General features: G+C 52.8%; 21 protein-coding genes and 1 pseudogene. All 22 read left to right on the forward strand.

The window, feature by feature from the left end; all coding sequences use genetic code 11:
* Positions 1 to 16: 16 nt before the first annotated feature.
* The 22 genes and pseudogenes from ACOTZF_RS18265 to ACOTZF_RS18370 all read left to right on the forward strand — a co-directional run bounded on the left by ACOTZF_RS18265 (position 17) and on the right by ACOTZF_RS18370 (position 17,916).
* Positions 17 to 691, forward strand: a complete 675-nt coding sequence (locus tag ACOTZF_RS18265) for a phage tail tip fiber protein (protein WP_421636184.1) — start codon at positions 17 to 19, stop codon at positions 689 to 691.
* An 11-nt stretch (positions 692 to 702) separates the two neighbouring features.
* Entirely contained in the window at positions 703 to 2,160 is a 1,458-nt protein-coding gene (locus ACOTZF_RS18270) for a glycosyltransferase family 2 protein (protein WP_421636185.1), read from the forward strand.
* A gap of 59 nt (positions 2,161 to 2,219) precedes the next feature.
* Positions 2,220 to 2,801, forward strand: a complete 582-nt coding sequence (locus tag ACOTZF_RS18275; protein WP_162270596.1) for an HNH endonuclease signature motif containing protein — start codon at positions 2,220 to 2,222, stop codon at positions 2,799 to 2,801.
* Complete coding sequence (locus ACOTZF_RS18280) at positions 2,795 to 3,373, forward strand: hypothetical protein (RefSeq protein ID WP_310856448.1); 579 nt, start codon at positions 2,795 to 2,797, stop codon at positions 3,371 to 3,373. The genes ACOTZF_RS18275 and ACOTZF_RS18280 overlap by 7 nt, the downstream gene beginning before the upstream one ends.
* Positions 3,373 to 3,729, forward strand: coding sequence for an HNH endonuclease (locus tag ACOTZF_RS18285; protein WP_421636186.1), 357 nt, complete (start codon positions 3,373 to 3,375; stop codon positions 3,727 to 3,729). Before ACOTZF_RS18280 ends, ACOTZF_RS18285 begins: the two co-directional genes overlap by 1 nt.
* Positions 3,730 to 3,743: 14 nt before the next feature.
* Positions 3,744 to 4,394 carry an HNH endonuclease gene (locus ACOTZF_RS18290; RefSeq protein WP_047357529.1) on the forward strand — a complete coding sequence of 217 codons (651 nt, stop codon included), beginning with the start codon at positions 3,744 to 3,746 and terminating at the stop codon, positions 4,392 to 4,394.
* Between the two features lie 155 nt (positions 4,395 to 4,549).
* Positions 4,550 to 5,023, forward strand: coding sequence for a phage terminase small subunit P27 family (locus tag ACOTZF_RS18295; protein WP_047731779.1), 474 nt, complete (start codon positions 4,550 to 4,552; stop codon positions 5,021 to 5,023).
* Positions 5,023 to 6,759, forward strand: a complete 1,737-nt coding sequence (locus ACOTZF_RS18300; protein WP_154693977.1) for a terminase large subunit — start codon at positions 5,023 to 5,025, stop codon at positions 6,757 to 6,759. The genes ACOTZF_RS18295 and ACOTZF_RS18300 overlap by 1 nt, the downstream gene beginning before the upstream one ends.
* A complete protein-coding gene (locus ACOTZF_RS18305; protein ID WP_058679253.1) occupies positions 6,759 to 8,063 on the forward strand; it encodes a phage portal protein in 1,305 nt (434 codons plus the stop codon). Before ACOTZF_RS18300 ends, ACOTZF_RS18305 begins: the two co-directional genes overlap by 1 nt.
* A 13-nt stretch (positions 8,064 to 8,076) precedes the next feature.
* The gene (locus ACOTZF_RS18310; RefSeq protein ID WP_083020801.1) at positions 8,077 to 8,925 is read left to right on the forward strand and encodes a head maturation protease, ClpP-related; all 849 of its coding nucleotides are present in this window, start codon (positions 8,077 to 8,079) and stop codon (positions 8,923 to 8,925) included.
* Positions 8,926 to 8,934: 9 nt separating this feature from the next.
* Positions 8,935 to 10,146, forward strand: a complete 1,212-nt coding sequence (locus ACOTZF_RS18315; protein WP_058679255.1) for a phage major capsid protein — start codon at positions 8,935 to 8,937, stop codon at positions 10,144 to 10,146.
* 43 nt (positions 10,147 to 10,189) lie between these two features.
* On the forward strand, positions 10,190 to 10,516 hold the full coding sequence (locus tag ACOTZF_RS18320) for a head-tail connector protein (protein ID WP_154693978.1): 327 nt from the start codon (positions 10,190 to 10,192) through the stop codon (positions 10,514 to 10,516).
* Positions 10,517 to 10,525: 9 nt separating this feature from the next.
* A complete protein-coding gene (locus tag ACOTZF_RS18325) occupies positions 10,526 to 10,864 on the forward strand; it encodes a phage head closure protein (RefSeq protein ID WP_045261729.1) in 339 nt (112 codons plus the stop codon).
* Positions 10,861 to 11,310, forward strand: a complete 450-nt coding sequence (locus ACOTZF_RS18330; protein ID WP_154693979.1) for an HK97-gp10 family putative phage morphogenesis protein — start codon at positions 10,861 to 10,863, stop codon at positions 11,308 to 11,310. The genes ACOTZF_RS18325 and ACOTZF_RS18330 overlap by 4 nt, the downstream gene beginning before the upstream one ends.
* A complete protein-coding gene (gp17, locus tag ACOTZF_RS18335; protein WP_045619482.1) occupies positions 11,307 to 11,654 on the forward strand; it encodes a tail completion protein gp17 in 348 nt (115 codons plus the stop codon). Before ACOTZF_RS18330 ends, gp17 begins: the two co-directional genes overlap by 4 nt.
* A 59-nt stretch (positions 11,655 to 11,713) precedes the next feature.
* A pseudogene (locus ACOTZF_RS18340) lies at positions 11,714 to 12,133 on the forward strand (phage tail tube protein); the annotation flags it as partial.
* Positions 12,134 to 12,165: 32 nt separating this feature from the next.
* A complete protein-coding gene (locus ACOTZF_RS18345) occupies positions 12,166 to 12,549 on the forward strand; it encodes a phage tail assembly chaperone (protein WP_001549114.1) in 384 nt (127 codons plus the stop codon).
* An 8-nt stretch (positions 12,550 to 12,557) separates the two neighbouring features.
* The gene (locus ACOTZF_RS18350) at positions 12,558 to 12,842 is read left to right on the forward strand and encodes a phage tail assembly protein T (RefSeq protein WP_045342758.1); all 285 of its coding nucleotides are present in this window, start codon (positions 12,558 to 12,560) and stop codon (positions 12,840 to 12,842) included.
* 86 nt (positions 12,843 to 12,928) lie between these two features.
* Positions 12,929 to 13,270: a hypothetical protein gene (locus ACOTZF_RS18355; protein WP_071698626.1), complete on the forward strand. Its 342-nt coding sequence runs from the start codon at positions 12,929 to 12,931 to the stop codon at positions 13,268 to 13,270.
* A 58-nt stretch (positions 13,271 to 13,328) separates the two neighbouring features.
* A complete protein-coding gene (locus tag ACOTZF_RS18360) occupies positions 13,329 to 16,820 on the forward strand; it encodes a phage tail tape measure protein (RefSeq protein WP_154693980.1) in 3,492 nt (1,163 codons plus the stop codon).
* A 2-nt stretch (positions 16,821 to 16,822) separates the two neighbouring features.
* Complete coding sequence (locus ACOTZF_RS18365) at positions 16,823 to 17,161, forward strand: phage tail protein (RefSeq protein ID WP_022648882.1); 339 nt, start codon at positions 16,823 to 16,825, stop codon at positions 17,159 to 17,161.
* Complete coding sequence (locus tag ACOTZF_RS18370; RefSeq protein WP_006809150.1) at positions 17,158 to 17,916, forward strand: phage minor tail protein L; 759 nt, start codon at positions 17,158 to 17,160, stop codon at positions 17,914 to 17,916. Before ACOTZF_RS18365 ends, ACOTZF_RS18370 begins: the two co-directional genes overlap by 4 nt.

Below are 17,916 nucleotides of genomic sequence, written 5' to 3' on the forward strand. Positions count from 1 at the left end.
TAAAAGGAAATAAATCATGAGTCAGAAAATTATTACGTTGTCCGGTGCGGCGACTGATGTTCTGTATGCGCTGTTTTTCCGTGGTGCGCTGCAAAGTGGCGAGCTGCCATCTAAATCTGGTGCAGCACAGCTTCGCGAGCTGGGGTTGGCTGAAACCCGACTCACAGCAACAGCCTATGGGAAGGTAAATCATTTTACGTTCCTGACTGCTGAAGGGCAGGAGTTTGCTATTAAGCACCTGGTCAATACGCGCTTTGGTGAGACGGTGAAGCAGGAATACTACTCCCCGCTCGGGGTTGAGCTTGAATGCGCTCAAAAGGCGCTCGATGAAATTTGTGAAGAGATTCGCAGCAGCAAAGCATTTGAAAAGTTGATAAACGGAACGCCGATTCACTGTCAGGTGCATATTACCGATACGATGATTGGTGATGCCGCAGTGTCTGCCAACTATAGCGTAAAGATGAACGTGAACCACGGCGGCAAACTGCACGTTGCTGGCATGGCACTCGATGTTGACGATGGTAAAAGCCGCGTGAAGATTTTGGCTGAAAAGTTGGCGGTTGCCGCCAATCACCAAAACGCGTTAGAGACCGCCTTACAGCAGTCCATCAAAAATGTTGTGGACGAAACTATTCAACAAGCTATGCAGCCAGGCGGTGCGATCTGGACTTCCTTACGGCGTGGAATCTGACGGGAGGTTTTATGCAGGTCACTATTGATGGTGTCCCATACGCTCCCGCCAGCGTCGTTTCATCACGGATCGGAATTGCAATAACGACACACCAGCGCGCTGAAGTTCTGAAACGAGCGCTCGAACAGCACATGAAGCATCTTCCCGCCGGTGCGCTGGTGGTGGTTGTCGATGATGGTTCAAAACCTGCAGCGGTAGTGCCCGACGGCGTTCAGCTGCATCGACATGAAACATCACTCGGCATTGTTGCTTCGAAGAACGCCAGCCTGTCTGCCCTGATGGATGCCGGGTGCGAGCATCTGTTTTTATGGGATGATGACGCCTGGCCTATCGCTGACGATTGGCACCTCCCTTACATCGAATCACCAGAGCCGCACTTGGCTTACCAGTTTTTGGATCTGGCCGGGCGCAATAAGCTGAACGACATGGCGGAACTGTACCGTGATGATAAGCATGTTGCCTACACCGGGCAGCGCGGCGTGATGCTTTACTACCACCGCAGCGCTATCGAGAAGGTTGGCGGTTTCGATCCGGTTTACGGTCGCGGCATGTACGAACACAGTGACCTCGCCCTGCGCATTCATAATGCTGGCCTGACGACATGGGCTTATGGTGATGTGGTCGGTTCAGAAAAACTGATCCATTCTCTCGATGAGCATGAAGCAGTGGAGCGTTCGGTACCGAAACCAGACCGGCAGGCGCTGGTAGAACGTAACGTTAAAATCCACAACGAACGGCGCGATACCGGTTTTACCGGGTATGTGGAGTACCGGCGGCAACGCGACGTGGTAATCACTACGTTACTGACCAGCCAGCCTGACCCTCAGCGCGGTACGAAAATGGCAGCCTCACCTGACATGCTGGCTAAATGGGCCTCATCACTTCGGAATTGTAGCCGTATTGCGCTGGTGGATGAGCTGCATACGGCACCGGCAGACGTTGAGCTGTACCGCGTCCCTGACGTGAAGATGAATGTCTACTTCCGGCGCTGGCTGCATATCTGGCAGCACCTGCGAGATCATCCTGAATACCGGTTCGTCTGGTGTACTGATGGAACCGATGTCGAAATGCTTCGCGCACCGTGGGATGAAATGCAGCCCGGAAATGTTTACGTCGGTTCTGAACCGAAGACCTACTCCGACACCTGGGCAAAGCAGAATCATCCAGAGCGTATCTATCAGGAGTTCATCGAAGCGCACCGCAACGAGGTGATGCTAAACGCTGGTCTGCTAGGTGGTACCCGCGCTGATGTGATGGCGTTCGCTCACGGCATCATCCGTCTTTACTACCGGATCGAGAGTTATCGTTTCTGGAAGAAAGAACAGGCTGGCGCCGCGGTGGGTGACATGATCGCTTTTGGCATTGTCGCTAAGTCTTTTGGCGATCGAATTGTCACCGGCCCGCGCATCCACACAGTTTTTAAGACTGATGGTGTCGGTAGAGAGTGTGCGTGGTTTCGCCATAAATAGTTTGAAAAATAAATCAAGGTCGCTTCGGAGGCCTTTTTTATTGGTTGCGAGATATGCACATGACTAAAAAATGTTCCGTGAATGACTGCGATAATAGTTCTGAAAAAAGAGGGATGTGCGGAAAGCACTATTTCAGATGGCGGAAATACGGTGATCCGTTGGTTGTGAGGAACACAGTTTATAGCTCGCCACAGGAAGCAATTAAGGCCAGGACAAAGATTGAAGGCGAATGCCAGGTATGGACCGGAGCAAAGTTAAAAACAGGTTACGGCAGCATACGAACTGGCGGTAAGGCATTACGTGTGCATCGCTTTGTTTGGGAATCCGTGAACGGTCCTGTTCCTGATGGTATGGATGTCGATCATATTTGTCGCAACAGGCTCTGCTGCAATATCAATCACCTCAGGTTGGCCAGCAGAAGCGAGAACAATCAGAACCTCGGCGGCGCTAAGAAAAATAGTAAAACCGGAGTACTCGGGGTTACTTATCTGAATCGCGGCAACAGGCGCTGGCTCGCGCAAGTTAAGCTCAATGGCAAGTTTGTTCTAAGGAAAACATTCGTGTCACTTGAAGAAGCCAGGGACGCAGCTGTTGCTGCCAGACTTGAGCACTTCACACACAATGAGGCTGACAGATGTTGATCGCTATCGTGGCTCACCATTCCCGCCGCACCATGGCTGAAGAGTTAGCGAGTAAGCTTGAGGCTGACATTGTCTTCATGGATGAGCATAGTGCTGGTGCAAATTCAAACCACCTTCGCGCTCTTCGTTGGGCTGCTGAGCAATCAGACAGAGTGATTATCATCGAAGAGGATGCATTACCCGTTGATGGTTTTCGTTATAAGGCTCAGGACTGGCTGGCTCGTTTTCCTGACGACATGCTGAGCTTTTATCTCGGTACCGGCCGACCGCCGCAGTATCAGATGCAGATTGCTGAGCGGCTAATAGTGGCTGATAAGACTCGCGCTGATTACATCACGCTGTCGAGACTCATTCACGGCGTTTGCTACAGCGTCCCGCCTGAGCATGTGCAGCGCGTGCTATCCCGCTGGGATAACAGCAAGCCCGCCGATTACGCTGTGGGTGATGCATGGGGTGGCTCAGTGATCTATCCGTGTTACTCGCTGGTGGACCATGCAGATGGTGAACCGGTTGAGCGTCACCCCGACTCAGCGCCACGCACAGAACGCCGCAGGGCGTGGAGGTTAGCCTGATGCCTGCGTTAATACCGAGAGCATGCCGCAAGCGTGGCTGCCCTGGCACAACCACTGACCGCTCAGGCTATTGTCCCCAGCACCTTAACGAAGGCTGGCAGCAGCATCAGCGAGGACAGAGCAGACATCAGCGAGGTTATGGCAGCAAATGGAACAGGCTGCGCCCAATCGTTCTCGACAGAGACAAACACCTTTGTCAGGAATGCCTGCGAAATGGAAGGTATACACCCGCTGAGACGGTGGACCACATCAAGCCGAAAGCTCACGGCGGTACTGACGATCTCTCTAATCTGGAATCAATTTGCCGCGGCTGCCATAAAGCCAAGACAGCACGCGAGCGCCTGAACATAAATTAAGTAACGAGGTGAAGATGACTGAATCGAAACATGGTTCAGGGCTTCCGCACGCCCATGCTGCCTGCATAGTGGATGGATGCGAATTATCGGTACGATCCCGTAACAGCCACTACTGTGAAAAGCACTACATGCGCGTCCGGCGTCATGGAACGACAGAGAAGCTCAGCACAAGAAAGGATGGCAAGCTGGAGCACACTGGCGGATATCTGCTGGTGTATGCGCCCGATCATCCTTTGGCATGTGGGAGTCCTCGTGTTTACGAGCACCGGAAAGTCTATTACGACAAACATGGGGCTGGACCGTTCCGTTGTCACTGGTGTGCAAAAACCGTTGGCTGGGACACCCTTCACATCGACCACCTCGATGACTGTAAGACCAATAACGAGCCTGACAATCTTGTGCCAAGTTGCCCTGTGTGCAATCAGAAGCGAGGCGTAGACAAGATGAGAAGGACAATGCGAGAGAAATCCGATCGCAGATATACCGCTCATGGTAAGACGATGTGCCTTAACGAATGGGCTGATTACCTGGGGATTTCGAGAAACTCGATTGAATATCGACTGAAGGCGGGCTGGGACATCAGTAAGGTGTTCAGCCCACGGATTGGTAACAGTGGTCCCCCGAGCCGGAAACTGGCGAAAATCGTGCCTGAGTCGGTTAAATGATATCAGCTCTCATTTGCGCAGTCTGGGGGAGGGCGGGTAAAAACCTCAGGGAAATCAGCCTAAAGGACCGCCGCCTAACCTCTTTTCACATCGCCGCAGGTTAGAAAACTTTTTTATGGGGTCCCCCATTCGATGATTAATAGGAGTTTTCGATTATGTCTGGACCACCGAAAACCCCGACCCATCTACGTTTGGTGAGGGGTAACCCATCTAAACGCCCGATCAATGAGAACGAACCAAAACCCCCTTCAGGGGTACCCCCAACGCCGAAGCATTTCGACAAGCAGGGGAAATACTGGTTTAAACGGATGGCCGACGAGCTTGATGCTATCGGTGTGATGTCTCAGCTTGATGCCAGAGCCCTTGAGCTGCTGGTTGAGGCCTATACCGAATACCGGCATCACTGCGACACGCTTGAAGTTGAGGGCTACACCTACCGGACCGAAACGCAGAGCGGGGATGTGCTGATCAAGGCTCACCCGGCGGCCATCATGAAAGCTGATGCCTGGAAACGTCTGCGCGCCATGCTCGGTGAGTTTGGCATGACGCCAGCAAGCCGTTCTAAGGTGAATGCCAAAGGTCCTGATGTGGTTGATCCGCTGACCGAGTTTATGAAAGCGAGGGATTAATGGCTAAGGTTGCAGAAGGCATCCGCTACGCCGAGAGGGTGGTGGCGGGGGAAATTATTGCCTGTGAGTATGTGCGCCTTGCCTGTCAGCGTTTTCTTGACGATCTGGCACATGGCGAAGAGCGCGGTATTTTCTTCAGTGAACCGCGCGCGCAGCACATTCTGAATTTCTATAATTTTGTACCTCACGTAAAAGGCGCACTGGCAGGACAGCCTATTGAGCTGATGGACTGGCACGTTTTCATCCTGATTAATATTTTTGGTTTCGTTATCCCGCTGGTTAACGAAGAAACGGGAGAAACCGTCCTGCGTAACGACGGTAGCGGTCGTCCAGTAATGGTTCGGCGCTTTCGTACAGCAGATGTTGAGGTGGCCCGTAAAAATGCCAAATCAACTCTTTGCTCCGGCGTGGGGCTTTATATGGCTGGTGCCGACGGCGAGGGCGGTGCGGAGGTTTATTCCGCTGCAACCACCCGTGACCAGGCACGAATTGTTTTTGAAGACGCGAAAAATATGGTCAAGAAGGCGAAAGCCACGCTTGGGCGGATCTTCGAATTCAACAAGCTCGCTATCTACCAGGAGCAAACGGCCTCCAAGTTCGAGCCATTATCATCAGATGCGAACAACCTCGATGGTCTGAACATCCACTGCGCTATCGTCGACGAGCTGCATGCTCACAAAACCCGTGACGTCTGGGACGTTCTGGAAACGGCAACCGGCGCGCGTCTGCAATCGCTGCTTTTCGGTATCACCACCGCCGGTTTCAACAAAGAAGGCATCTGCTACGAATTGCGTGATTACGCCATCAAGGTGCTGCGTGGGCTGGTAAAAGACGATACGTTTTTTGCCATCATCTACACCTTAGATGAAGGTGACGATCCCTTTGATGAAAAAGTCTGGCAGAAGGCGAATCCGGGGCTGGGTATCTGTAAGCGCTGGGATGATCTGCGCCGCCTGGCTAAAAAGGCGAAAGAGCAGGTTTCGGCCAGGATTAACTTTTTCACCAAACACATGAATATCTGGGTTACCGCTGAGTCTGCCTGGATGGACATGATGAAATGGGAAAAATGCGAGTTTATCGCCCCGCAGCACGAACTTAAAACCTATCCCTCCTGGGTTGGCGTTGACCTTTCAAACAAAATTGATATCTGTGCAGCCGCTAAAGTCTGGCGCGCGCCAGATGGCCACGTTCATGCGGATTTTAAATTCTGGCTGCCGGAGGGACGCCTTGAGAAATGTTCACGTCAGATGGCAGAGCTCTATCGTAAGTGGGCCGAGATGGACAAACTAATCCTTACCGACGGGGATGTAATCGACCATGCCCAGATTAAGGAAGAGCTGCAGGCGTGGGTTGCTGGTGAGAGCCTGAAAGAAATCGGCTTTGATCCATGGAGTGCAACGCAGTTCAGCCTTTCGCTGGCAGAGGAAGGGTTGCCGCTGGTGGAAGTGCCGCAGACGGTTCGCAATTTCTCTGAGGCGATGAAAGAGGTCGAAGCACTGGTATACGGTGGACGCTTTCATCACAGCGATCACCCGGTGATGAACTGGATGATGTCCAACGTAACCGTCAAACCTGACCGGAACGAGAACATTTTTCCTAACAAGTCCACACCAGAGGCCAAGATTGATGGCCCGGCGGCATTGTTCACAGCAATGAGCCGTGTTCTGGTTAACGGTGGCAACGACCAGCAGGATCTCTCCGGATTCTTCAATAATCCCATCATGGTAGGTTTCTGATGAAAAAAAACAAACGGCCAGGCAGGGTTAAAAGTGCTCTGCTTAACTGGCTTGGTGTGCCTATCAGCCTGACTACCGGCACGTTCTGGGAGGAATGGTTTGGTACCAGCAGCAGCGGAAAGGTGGTAACGGCCGATAAAGCCATCCAGCTATCGGCTGTATGGGCATGCGTAAGGCTGTTAAGCGAGTCTATTTCAACCCTTCCGCTGAAAATATACGTTCGACAGCCTGACGGTTCGCGTAAAGCGGCAACCGACCACCCGGCTTATTCTGTACTGTGTCGCCGTCCCAATTCAGAAATGACTCCATCACGCTTTATGCTGATGGTGGTTGCCAGTATTTGCCTGCGCGGGAACGCCTTCATTGAGAAGAAATTCATCGCAAATCGCCTGGTTTCGCTGGTGCCTTTGCTGCCGCAGAACATGGTGGTTAAACGTCTTACTACCGGGGCGCTGGAATACAAATACACTGAAAACGGTAACGAGCGCGTCATTCCCGTCAAAAACATCATGCACATTCGCGGGTTCGGTCTGGATGGCGTTTGCGGCATGATGCCGATGAAAACGGGCCGGGATGTGATCGGTGCCGCGATGGCTGTTGAAGAATCTGCGGCAAAGATTTTTGAACAGGGGCTTCAGAGTTCAGGTTTTCTCTCCGCTGAAAATGCTCTCAGTGATGAACAACGTGAAAGGCTTCGCGGCTACATGGCTGCATTTACCGGCTCTAAAAATGCCGGAAAGATTATGGTACTTGAAGGCGGGTTAAAGTATCAGGGCGTCACCATGAACCCTGAAGATGCCCAGATGCTGGAAAGCCGTTCTTTCAGTATTGAGGAAATTTGTCGCTGGTTTCGCGTGCCTCCTTTCATGGTCGGTCATACCACGAAACAAAGCAGCTGGGCATCCAGTCTTGAGGGGATGAACCTGCAGTTCCTGACGCATACCCTTCGACCGCTGCTGGTAAATATTGAGCAGGAAATTGGCCGGTGCTTACTCGACAGCGATGATGACGTGTTTGCAGAGTTCTCCGTTGAAGGTCTACTGCGAGCCGATAGTGCCGGTCGCGCTGCATACTATACCAGCGCGCTTCAGAATGGCTGGATGTCCCGAAATGATGTTCGCCGTCTGGAGAACATGCCACCGATTGAAGGGGGCGACATTTACACCGTTCAGCTCAACCTGACACAACTGAAAAACCTTGAGAACAGTAATCCTGCCGTTCAGGCACTGGCGATCAGGGAGCTTCACAATCACGTATTCCCCGACATTCCATATGAGCAATCGCCTCTAAAGCAGGCCGCTTAGGAGCATAACCCACATGACAAAAAAACAACTTCCGGCTGCACCGGCGGGTCGTCCCTGCGCGCGTGTCACCTGTGAAACTTTACCGTCTGCACTGGATCGCTGGGACGGTGGGATCAAAGCTGCGGCCACCGACGATAACAGCATTTCTGTTTTTGATGTTATCGGGCAGGACTACTGGGGCGAAGGGGTAACAGCTAAACGTATTGCCGGAGCGCTTCGGGCGATGAACGGTGCCGACGTCACGGTGAATATCAACTCACCGGGCGGCGACATGTTCGAAGGTCTGGCTATTTATAACCTGCTCCGCGAATACGAAGGCCGTGTAACGGTGAAGGTGCTGGGCATTGCCGCCAGCGCCGCCTCGATAATTGCGATGGCCGGGGATGATATTCAGATTGGCCGCGGTGCCTTCCTGATGATCCACAACTGCTGGGTATACGCGATGGGAAATCGCCATGACTTTGCGGAACTGGCACAGTCGCTGGAGCCCTTCGATACCGCTATGGCTGATATCTACGCGGCGCGCTCTGGCCTTGATATGGCCGCCGTGCAGAAGCTGATGGACGCGGAAAGCTATATCGGTGGCAGTGATGCTGTGGCGAAGGGACTGGCAGACAGCCTGCTTTCTGCTGATGCGGTCAGCGACGGCGACGAATCGCCTGCAGCCGCGCTTCGCAAACTTGATGCATTGCTTGCCAAGACCAACACCCCGCGCTCTGAGCGCAGAAAACTCATTAAAGCCTTATCCGGTGGCATGCCTGGCGCTGTCACCACCAACGACGGTACGCCGGGCGCTGCCGAAGACATCAAACCTGAAACCATCAATTCACTTGAAAGCGCCCTGGCGGCGTTAGTCAAATAAGGACCCTTTATGTCTGAAGTAAACGATATTCTGAAAAAAGTCACGGCCAGCATTGAAGAGGCAACCGGCAAGTTCAACGCGAAAGCAGAAGAAGCAGTGAAGGAGGCGCAGAAGTCAGGCAAGCTGTCAGAAGAAACAAAGGCAGCCGTCGATAAAATGGCTTCTGAGTTCAACGCCCTGCGTGAGGCAGAAAAAACGCTGAAGGCAGCAATGGGCGAACTGGAGCAACATGTTGCCCAGATGCCGCTGGCAAACGCGAAGCATGTTGTGGAATCAATCGGCCAGCAGGTGATCTCTGCTGAGGCGCTGAAAACCTTTGCTGCCGGTGTTGAAGGTGGCAAACGTATCAGCATCCCTGTGAAGGCTGCTTTGACTTCTGCGGATGTTCCTGATGGTGTTGTGGAGCCTCAGCGCCTGCCGGGTATTGATACGGCACCGAAGCAGCGTCTGTTTATCCGCGATCTGATTGCGCCTGGTCGCACTTCTTCCCCGGCTATTTTCTGGGTGCAGCAGACGGGCTTCACCAACAACGCGAAAGTGGTTCCTGAAAATACGCAGAAACCATACAGCGAAATTGAGTTCACGCCAAAAATCACTGGCGTCAGCACCATCGCCCACCTGTTCAAAGCTTCAAAGCAGATCCTGGATGACTTCGCACAGCTGCAGTCCACCGTTGATGCCGAAATGCGCTACGGGCTGAAGTACGCGGAAGAGCAGGAAATTCTCTTTGGTGATGGTACCGGCGTTCATCTGCATGGCATCGTTCCTCAGGCGTCGGCGTTTAATCCAGCGTTCACTGTCGAACAACAGAGCGGGATTGATGATCTGCGTCTGGCAATGTTGCAGGCGCAGCTGGCGCGCTTCCCGGCATCCGGTCATGTTCTTCACTTCATTGACTGGGCGCGGATCGAGCTGACAAAAGACAGCCTGGGCCGTTACATCCTGGCTAACCCGGCGGCACTGACTGGCCCGACTCTGTGGGGTCTGCCGGTTGTTGCAACGGAAGCGGCAGCCTTCCAGGGTAAATTCCTGACCGGTGCATTCAACGCTGGAGCGCAAATCTTCGACCGCGAAGATGCGAACGTGGTGATCTCCACGGAGAACGCCGACGACTTCGAGAAAAACATGATCACCATCCGTTGCGAAGAACGTCTGGCGCTGGCTGTGAAACGCCCTGAGGCGTTCGTGTACGGTTCATTCAGCACCGGCGCGGGTAGCTGATAACTATTGCGGCCTTCGGGCCGCTTTTTTTCTGGGCAAACAAATGCTTGATCAAAATGTGGTGAAACAGCACTGCCGCATTGATACCGATTTTACCGGCGATGATGCTCTGCTGAAGATATACACGGGAGCGGCGGCGCGATACGTCCAGACATGGACAAGGCGAACGCTGTATCAGAATGAAAGCAGTCCTGGCTATTCAGACGACCCGGACCCGATTCTACTGAATGATGATGTTAAGGCAGCCATGTTACTGCTGATCGGACACTGGTATGCCAACAGAGAATCAGTGGCCGTCGGTCAGACCGTTGCTGAGGTCCCGCTTGCAGTTGAAGCCTTGCTGCAGCCATACCGAATTTACGGGGTATAGGAGGATTTTATGCAGGCCGGAAGACTGAGAGACAGGGTGGTAATTCAGAACATCACAACATCGCGTGATCCTTCAGGTCAGCCTGTTGAAGCGTGGCACGACGGCGCAGAAACCTGGGCAGAAGTAAAAGGTATCAGTGGGCGAGAGCTGGTAGCCGCTGGTGCTGAAACCGCAGTCGCCACCATCAGGGTATGGACACGATTTCGTAGCGATATCTCTGCAGCTTCCAGACTCAGGGTTGAAACCGGACCGTTCAAAGGCGCTATTTTGAATATCATTGGCCCACCGATTCCAGATTCTCGCGGTGTTCAGCTCGAAATTCTTTGCAAGCAGGGGGCCGAAAAATGATTGAAACGAGCCTCGATTTTTCCGGGTTGAATGACATAGCAAAAGACCTGGAGTTACTTAGCCGCGCTGAAAATAACAAGGTTTTGCGTGATGCCACACGCGCCGGGGCTGAGGTGATTAAGGAAGAAGTGATCGCACGCGCTCCTGAGAGAACCGGGAAACTGAAGAAAAACGTGGTCGTTTTGACTCAGCGCTCACGCCGCCGTGGCGAAATTACTTCCGGCGTACATATTCGTGGCGTTAACCCGCGCACCGGCAACAGCGATAACACGATGAAGGCGAATAACCCGAGAAACGCCTTTTACTGGCGATTCGTAGAAATGGGCACCGCGAACATGCCTGCACATCCGTTTGTGCGACCCGCTTACGATACTCGCGAGGAAGAGGCCGCCAGCGTCGCCATTGCCAGGATGAATCAGGCTATTGATGAGGTATTGAGCAAGTGAATGAAGATAATATCTACGCCTTGCTTTCTTCCCTGGCAGAAGGGCGGGTATACCCCTATGTTGCGCCATTAGGTAGTGACGGAAAACCGTCTGTCTCGCCACCCTGGATTATTTTTTCCATCGTCGATGATGTTTCCGCTGACGTGCTGTGCGGCCAGGCAGAGAGCAGGGTTTCCATTCAGGTAGATGTGTATTCCACTACGATCACTGAATCACGCACCCTGAGAGATTTGGCGCTCGCTTCGCTGAAGCCCTTAAACCCTACAGAGGTGGTAAAAATCCCCGGTTACGAGCCAGATTATCGGCTCTACCGTGCCACCCTGGATTTTAAAGTTACCCCCTGACAATTAATTCACCCAACGAACCCGCCTGATGGCGGGTTTTCTTTTTCCAGGAGACAGCTATGTCTGCACTTTATGAAAAATCGCAGCTGACGAAGATCCTTATTTCCTCTGCGCCAGCCACCAAAGAAACGATGGATACCGCAACCTTCCTCGATCTGAGTTGCACCATCAAAGAAATTCAGTTCACTGGCGGCCAGAAGCAGGATATCGACGTAACAACGCTTTGCTCTACCGAGCAGGAGAACATCAACGGCCTGCCTTCTCCGTCAGAAATCTCTCTGTCCGGAAACTTCTACAAGAATCCGGCGCAGGACGCCTTGCGTGATGCGTATGACAACGATACGACCTACGCTTTCCAGGTCATTTTCCCGTCCGGCAAGGGCTTTAAGTTCCTGGCTGAAATCCGCCAGCACACCTGGTCTTCCGGTACCAACGGCGTAGTGGCGGCAACGTTCTCCCTGCGCCTGAAAGGTAAGCCTGAAAACATCGAGTCTGGCTCCTGAGAGGTCGCATGAAGAATATTAAAAATCTCGCCCTGGCTAAGATGTCGGGTTTTCGTCATAAGACGGTCGCCGTTCCTGAGTGGGAAGGCGTCAAAGTGGTTCTGCGTGAGCCGTCTGGTGAAGCCTGGCTGCGCTGGCAGGAAGTGGTGAAAGCGGGTGCTGATGATGAAAATGTGTCGGTATCGGAAAAGGCACACCGTAATCTTTGCGCTGACGTGGTGCTCTTCATTGACGTTCTGTGTGACACCGATAAGCAACCGGTATTCAGCGTAGACGAAGAAGAGCAGGTGCGTGAAATCTACGGACCCGTCCATTCACGCCTGCTCAAACAGGCGCTTGACCTGATCAACAACGCGGACGAAGCGCGGGAAAAGTCTCAACCCCCGGCGTAAAGTTTCTGATGTCGCTTGCGCTCCGGATGGGGCGCACGCTCTCAGAGCTTCGGCAGAATATGACGGCAAGCGAGCTTCTGATGTGGATTGAGTACGACAGGCAAAGTCCGGTTGGCGATATCCGTGGCGACATTCAGGCCGCCCAGCTCGTCTCTGCCATCTACGGCTCACAGGGGGCAAAAGTACCGCTGGACGATGCGATCCTGCGATGGGGTGGCGATGAGCAATCAGAACCGAAGGACCCGTTTGCAGGGCTTGAGGCTGCTTTATCAAACGCAGCGGCAACTAATTAAATGCTAAAGTCAAAAAATAGAATTTCGAATTTCCTTTGCTCACGTTTATGTATTTTAATAACCTCCTTACTTCTGGAGGTGTGAAAATGAAAAAGGTAGTTGGTATTTTATTAGTTATGTTCGCCGTTACTGGATGTAAATCTTTAGACTCAGTTAGGGCTACAAAGCCTGTAAACATTGGGGGATCTGATAAGAGCGTTAACTCATTCTCATCTTGTGTCTCTGGGAAGTGGGCTGGAAATGGAACACCAGTAACTTCCTTGCCGCTTGAAAATGGCATAAGCATACTCGTCCCTCAGGCAATGGGGGGTTATGACGTAGTTCTTGACGTAACAGAAAATAATGGGAAAACAAGTTACGTGCTCTACGAAAGAGTGCCCTCAATGACATCCGACTCATATGAGAAAACGGTATTATCTTGTAGATAAGAAAACATAGATAAAACAGACCCGCTCCGGCGGGTTTTTTTTCGCCTGGAGAAATGTGATGGCAACATTACGTGAATTGATTATTAAAATTTCCGCTAACTCGCAATCATTCCAGACGGAAATTTCCCGCGCCTCACGAATGGGGCAGGATTATTACCGCACTATGCAGAATGGTGGTCGGCAGGCCGCTGCTGCTGCCAGAGAGAGCGAAAGGGCGCTCTCTGATTTGACTGCCGGATTTGCATCTGCTGGAAGGGCTGCCGCCGCAGCTACGGCAGCTTTTGCAACGGGTAAAATTGTGCAGATTGCTGATGAGTGGAACTCCGTAAACGCTCGCCTTAAACAGGCATCATCTTCTGCTGATGATTTTGCCGCTTCACAGCGTCAGTTAATGGAAATCAGCCAAAGAACCGGCACGGCATTTTCAGATAACGCAAACCTTTTTTCCCGCGCAGCAGCCTCAATGCGCGAGTACGGTTATAGCTCTGACGAAGTTCTGAAAATTACAGAAGCTGTCTCTACCGGCCTCAAACTTTCTGGGGCTAACACCCAGGAAGCGAGTTCTGTTATCACTCAATTCAGCCAGGCGCTCGCACAAGGCGTTCTTCGTGGTGAAGAATTTAATGCCGTTAACGAAGCCGGTGATCGGGTAATCCGCGCTCTGGCTGCGGGAATGGGTGTAGCCCGTAAAGACCTCAAGAGCATGGCTGACCAGGGACAGCTTACGATCGATAAGGTTGTCCCAGCTTTAATGAGCCAGTTAGGAGCATTGCAGGGCGAATTTGCCAGCATGCCACAAACGGTTTCTGGATCCCTTCAAAAAGTAACTAACTCATTCATGGCCTGGGTGGGCGGTGTAAACCAGGCAACCGGTGCTACTGATGCGTTGTCTGGCGGATTGGATAATGTTGCCCAGACGCTTGATTCTTTTACTTCATCAGCAGTGAGCGGCGCGCTTAGTGACGTTGCTGACAATATGTCAACAATTACAACAGTCGCTGGGGCGCTTGTTGGCGTGGGACTGGCACGCTACCTAAGCGGAGTTGTAACCAGTGCCACGAGTGCAACAGGTGCGCTAATTTCAGCTGCGAAATCAGAGGTTGCCCTTGCAGTCGCGCAGGATAAAGCGGCGCAGTCTGCTGTTGCGGCTTCCAGGGCTGAAGTTTATCGGGCTCAGCAAGCAGTACAGAGTTCAAGAAGTGCAGATGTTCAGGCGGCTCAGCAAGAAAAGGTCGCGGCGGCTGAAGCAAAAGTCACTGCGGCCCATACCAGACTGACTACCGCTCTTGCCAGTGGTACAGCTACGGAAAAGGTGCGAGCCACAACAGCACTTGAACGCGCGCAGGCAGGGCTGGTAGCAGCTAAAAATGCCGACGCTCAGGCTGTCGCTGAAAGGCGTCTGGCTGCCGCTCAGGCTGCTTTAAACCGTAACATCTCAAATCGTGTTTCGACTCAAAGCAATCTCAATAGCGTAACATCTGTCGGCACTCGCCTGATGAGTGGTGCGCTTGGCCTGATTGGCGGCGTGCCGGGTCTGGTGATGCTGGGAGCAGGAGCCTGGTATGCGATGTATCAGAATCAGGAGCAGGCTCGGCGTTCGGCGCAGGAATACGCCACCACGATTGATGAAGTCAGTAAAAAGTCGAAGGCAATGTCTTTACCTGAAGCTTCAGACAATGCTGAGAAAACGCGCGCAGCATTGAATGAGCAGAACAGGCTGATAGATGAACAAAAGAGCAAGATAGAAAATCTGAAAGAGCAGATAGCTGGTTATCAGTCAGTGATCAGTAATCCCGGTCCAACGACCAGCGGTGGTTTCATGATTAACCACCTGACATCTTTGGATACCGTGACCCGTGGACTGGCTACAGCCACTGAACAGTTATCTGTTGAGCAGGAAAGGCTTGCCCAGATGCAGGAGAAATCTGCCTCTATCCAACAGGTTCTTGAAGGTCTTGAGCATCGGCGTGTGACGCTAATTCGGGAGGAGGCAGCGAATCAGAACCGGGCTTATCAATCACTTCTGTTGATGAATGGGCAGCACGATGAACTTAATCGATTACTCGGACTGGGTAACCAACTCCTTATGGCGCGTCAGGGGCTGGCTAACGTCCCGCTCAGACTTCCGCAGGCCGATCTCGACAAAAAGCAAACCGATGCCCTCGAAAAGAGCCGCCGGGATCTGGAGTTGTCACGCCTGAAGGGTGAAGCAAAAGAGCGCCTGCGACTGAGTTATGCAGCCGATGACCTGGGATTAACCAGTGATCCGCAATTCCAGACAGGCCGTCAGGAGTTTATTAATAACGGTCTTGCTGAATGGCGGAATAATGAGGCCAACAAACCTAAGGCGAAGGGCGGTAAAACCGAAGGCGAGAAAACCGAGGATGTGTATAAGCGCCTTATCAAGCAGCAAAAAGAGCAGATTGCCCTGCAAGGCCAGAATACTGAACTGGCGAAGGTTAAATACCAGGTCAGCCAGGGGGAGCTTGCTTCTCTGACAGAAGCCCAGAAAAAGACGGTATTGCAGAATGCTGCGCTGATTGACCAGGTTAAATTGCGTGAGCAACTGCGAAATTACGAAGCCAACCTCGCCGACAGTAACGCCAGCGCCCGCGCAGCCAATGAAGCGCAACTGCTGGGATACGGGCAGGGCTCCCGGTTCCGTGAAAGACTTCAGGAGCAGTTCAATCTGCGTAAGGAGTTTGAGCAGAAGAATACCGATCTTCTCCGCCAGCGTCAGGCTGGTGAAATCGACGAGACGTTCTATCAGCAGGGGCTGGCACTTAATAAGCGCTACCTCGAAGAGCGCCTGCGCGACCAGGAGGGATATTACGCAGCTTCTGATGCGCAGCGTGACGACTGGATGACGGGACTGTCTGAGGGTTATGCGAACTGGGTGGACGAAGCTACTGATTATTCTTCCATGGCCGCTGACGGCATGAAGCAGGCCATGGGTGGCGCGGTCACCACGATCACCGACATGCTTAATGGCAACGTTGACAGCTGGAAGGACTGGGGCGTGAGCGTACTGAAGATTATCCAGAACGTTCTGGTGAACATGGCTGTTGCTAATGGTGTCAGCTCAATTGGATCACTGTTCAGTTTTGGTGCCTCGTCAGCCGCAACCGCCAGCAGCGGTACCGCTATTCAGAATGCTGGCGCGAACTTCACATTTAATGCGAAGGGTAATGTTTACGACTCTCCGTCCCTGAGCTCTTACAGCAATGGCGTTTTCCAGACGCCTCAGCTGTTTGCTTTTGCCAAAGGCGCAGGGGTTTTTGCCGAGGCTGGTCCGGAAGCCATTATGCCGCTTACGCGGGCACCTAATGGTGATCTTGCTGTTCGCGCAGTAGGGATGCCGCAGGTCTCTGGCGGCGTGCCTTCAGTTAACTTCGGCGATATCAATATTCAGGGCGGTTCTCCACAGGCGTCCAGTCAGGGTGCTGCCGGAGCAGCAGGCAGGCAGCTTAAGGATGCCATCACTGGTGTCATTAACGAACAGGCCAGCATGCCGGGCTCGCCTCTGTGGCGATTAATCAAGGGAGTTTAACCATGGCAGTCGAAACCTTCAGCTGGTGCCCAAAGGTTGCCTCTCAGGTTGATACAAGTTTTCGTACCCGAAAGGCGCAGTTTGGCGATGGCTATACACAGGTGGCCGGGGACGGCATCAACCCGGTAACACCTCAGTGGAGCGTGAGCTTTACCGGCGACGAGGCTTACATTCAGGCCATTAAAAACTTTCTGAACAGACATACAGGGTGGAAGTCATTTATCTGGAAGCCGCCGCTTGAGCCTTCAGGTTTATGGCGCGCGGAATCCTTCCAGATATCTACCCACGGCAACAAAAAATACACCCTCAGCAGCACATTCATACAGGCATACCATCCATGAGTATTTCATCTGATGTCCAGAAACTGGAACCGGGTAAGCGCGTCCGCCTGATCGAGGTGGACGGCTCAGCGTTCGGTGCGGGTATTCTTCGCTTTCACAACGAGACAATCCCCCATACCGAGGCGGAAATCATCGCCGCAGGCGGCGACGAGTCAAAACTTGAGCCGAAGTCGGTGTGGTGGCAGGGGCAGGAGTATGGCGCGTGGCCGTATGAACTGACCGGCATATCTGTAAGCAGTGACGGCCAGAGTTCACGGCCGTCTCTCACCGTGGCAAACATCAGCGGTACGATTGGCGCGCTGTGCCGAAGGTTTCAGGGGATGGCTAAAGCAAAGGTGATCATCCATGACACCTTCGCCCACTACCTGGACGCAAGAAATTTTCCTGACGGGAACCCGACTGCGAATCCCAACGAGGAGCGCAAACAGGTTTATTACATCGACCGTAAATCAGGATCGGACGATGAAACCGTAGAGTTTGAGCTTTCCAGTCCAGCCGATCTGCGCGGGCAACTTATTCCGACCCGGCAAATTCAGCCAATGTGCACGTGGTGCATGCGGGGCTGGTACAAAACCGGGAACGGCTGCACCTACGCCGGGCAAAACGGCTGGTTCGATAAAGACGGCAACCGTGTGGACGATCCTTCACAGGATGTTTGCTCCGGACTGCTGTCAACGGGCTGCAAACCTCGTTTCGGAGAGAATGAGCAGCTGGATTATGGCGGGTTCCCCGGGGCTTCACTTCTGAGAGGATAA

The sequence above is a fragment of the Enterobacter cloacae complex sp. SHL021 genome (assembly GCF_049237765.1).
In the GTDB taxonomy this organism is placed as follows: Bacteria; Pseudomonadota; Gammaproteobacteria; order Enterobacterales; family Enterobacteriaceae; genus Enterobacter; species Enterobacter cloacae.

Coding starts and splice junctions, on each gene's coding strand:
- ACOTZF_RS18290 (WP_047357529.1), top strand. CDS start 3,744: ATGACTGAATCGAAACATGGTTCAGGGCTTCCGCACGCCCATGCTGCC.
- ACOTZF_RS18325 (WP_045261729.1), top strand. CDS start 10,526: ATGCAGGCCGGAAGACTGAGAGACAGGGTGGTAATTCAGAACATCACA.
- ACOTZF_RS18265 (WP_421636184.1), top strand. CDS start 17: ATGAGTCAGAAAATTATTACGTTGTCCGGTGCGGCGACTGATGTTCTG.
- ACOTZF_RS18285 (WP_421636186.1), top strand. CDS start 3,373: ATGCCTGCGTTAATACCGAGAGCATGCCGCAAGCGTGGCTGCCCTGGC.
- ACOTZF_RS18305 (WP_058679253.1), top strand. CDS start 6,759: ATGAAAAAAAACAAACGGCCAGGCAGGGTTAAAAGTGCTCTGCTTAAC.
- ACOTZF_RS18315 (WP_058679255.1), top strand. CDS start 8,935: ATGTCTGAAGTAAACGATATTCTGAAAAAAGTCACGGCCAGCATTGAA.
- ACOTZF_RS18310 (WP_083020801.1), top strand. CDS start 8,077: ATGACAAAAAAACAACTTCCGGCTGCACCGGCGGGTCGTCCCTGCGCG.
- ACOTZF_RS18295 (WP_047731779.1), top strand. CDS start 4,550: ATGTCTGGACCACCGAAAACCCCGACCCATCTACGTTTGGTGAGGGGT.
- ACOTZF_RS18350 (WP_045342758.1), top strand. CDS start 12,558: ATGTCGCTTGCGCTCCGGATGGGGCGCACGCTCTCAGAGCTTCGGCAG.
- ACOTZF_RS18300 (WP_154693977.1), top strand. CDS start 5,023: ATGGCTAAGGTTGCAGAAGGCATCCGCTACGCCGAGAGGGTGGTGGCG.
- ACOTZF_RS18270 (WP_421636185.1), top strand. CDS start 703: ATGCAGGTCACTATTGATGGTGTCCCATACGCTCCCGCCAGCGTCGTT.
- ACOTZF_RS18355 (WP_071698626.1), top strand. CDS start 12,929: ATGAAAAAGGTAGTTGGTATTTTATTAGTTATGTTCGCCGTTACTGGA.
- ACOTZF_RS18360 (WP_154693980.1), top strand. CDS start 13,329: ATGGCAACATTACGTGAATTGATTATTAAAATTTCCGCTAACTCGCAA.
- ACOTZF_RS18365 (WP_022648882.1), top strand. CDS start 16,823: ATGGCAGTCGAAACCTTCAGCTGGTGCCCAAAGGTTGCCTCTCAGGTT.
- ACOTZF_RS18370 (WP_006809150.1), top strand. CDS start 17,158: ATGAGTATTTCATCTGATGTCCAGAAACTGGAACCGGGTAAGCGCGTC.
- ACOTZF_RS18330 (WP_154693979.1), top strand. CDS start 10,861: ATGATTGAAACGAGCCTCGATTTTTCCGGGTTGAATGACATAGCAAAA.
- ACOTZF_RS18280 (WP_310856448.1), top strand. CDS start 2,795: ATGTTGATCGCTATCGTGGCTCACCATTCCCGCCGCACCATGGCTGAA.
- ACOTZF_RS18320 (WP_154693978.1), top strand. CDS start 10,190: ATGCTTGATCAAAATGTGGTGAAACAGCACTGCCGCATTGATACCGAT.
- ACOTZF_RS18275 (WP_162270596.1), top strand. CDS start 2,220: ATGACTAAAAAATGTTCCGTGAATGACTGCGATAATAGTTCTGAAAAA.
- ACOTZF_RS18345 (WP_001549114.1), top strand. CDS start 12,166: ATGAAGAATATTAAAAATCTCGCCCTGGCTAAGATGTCGGGTTTTCGT.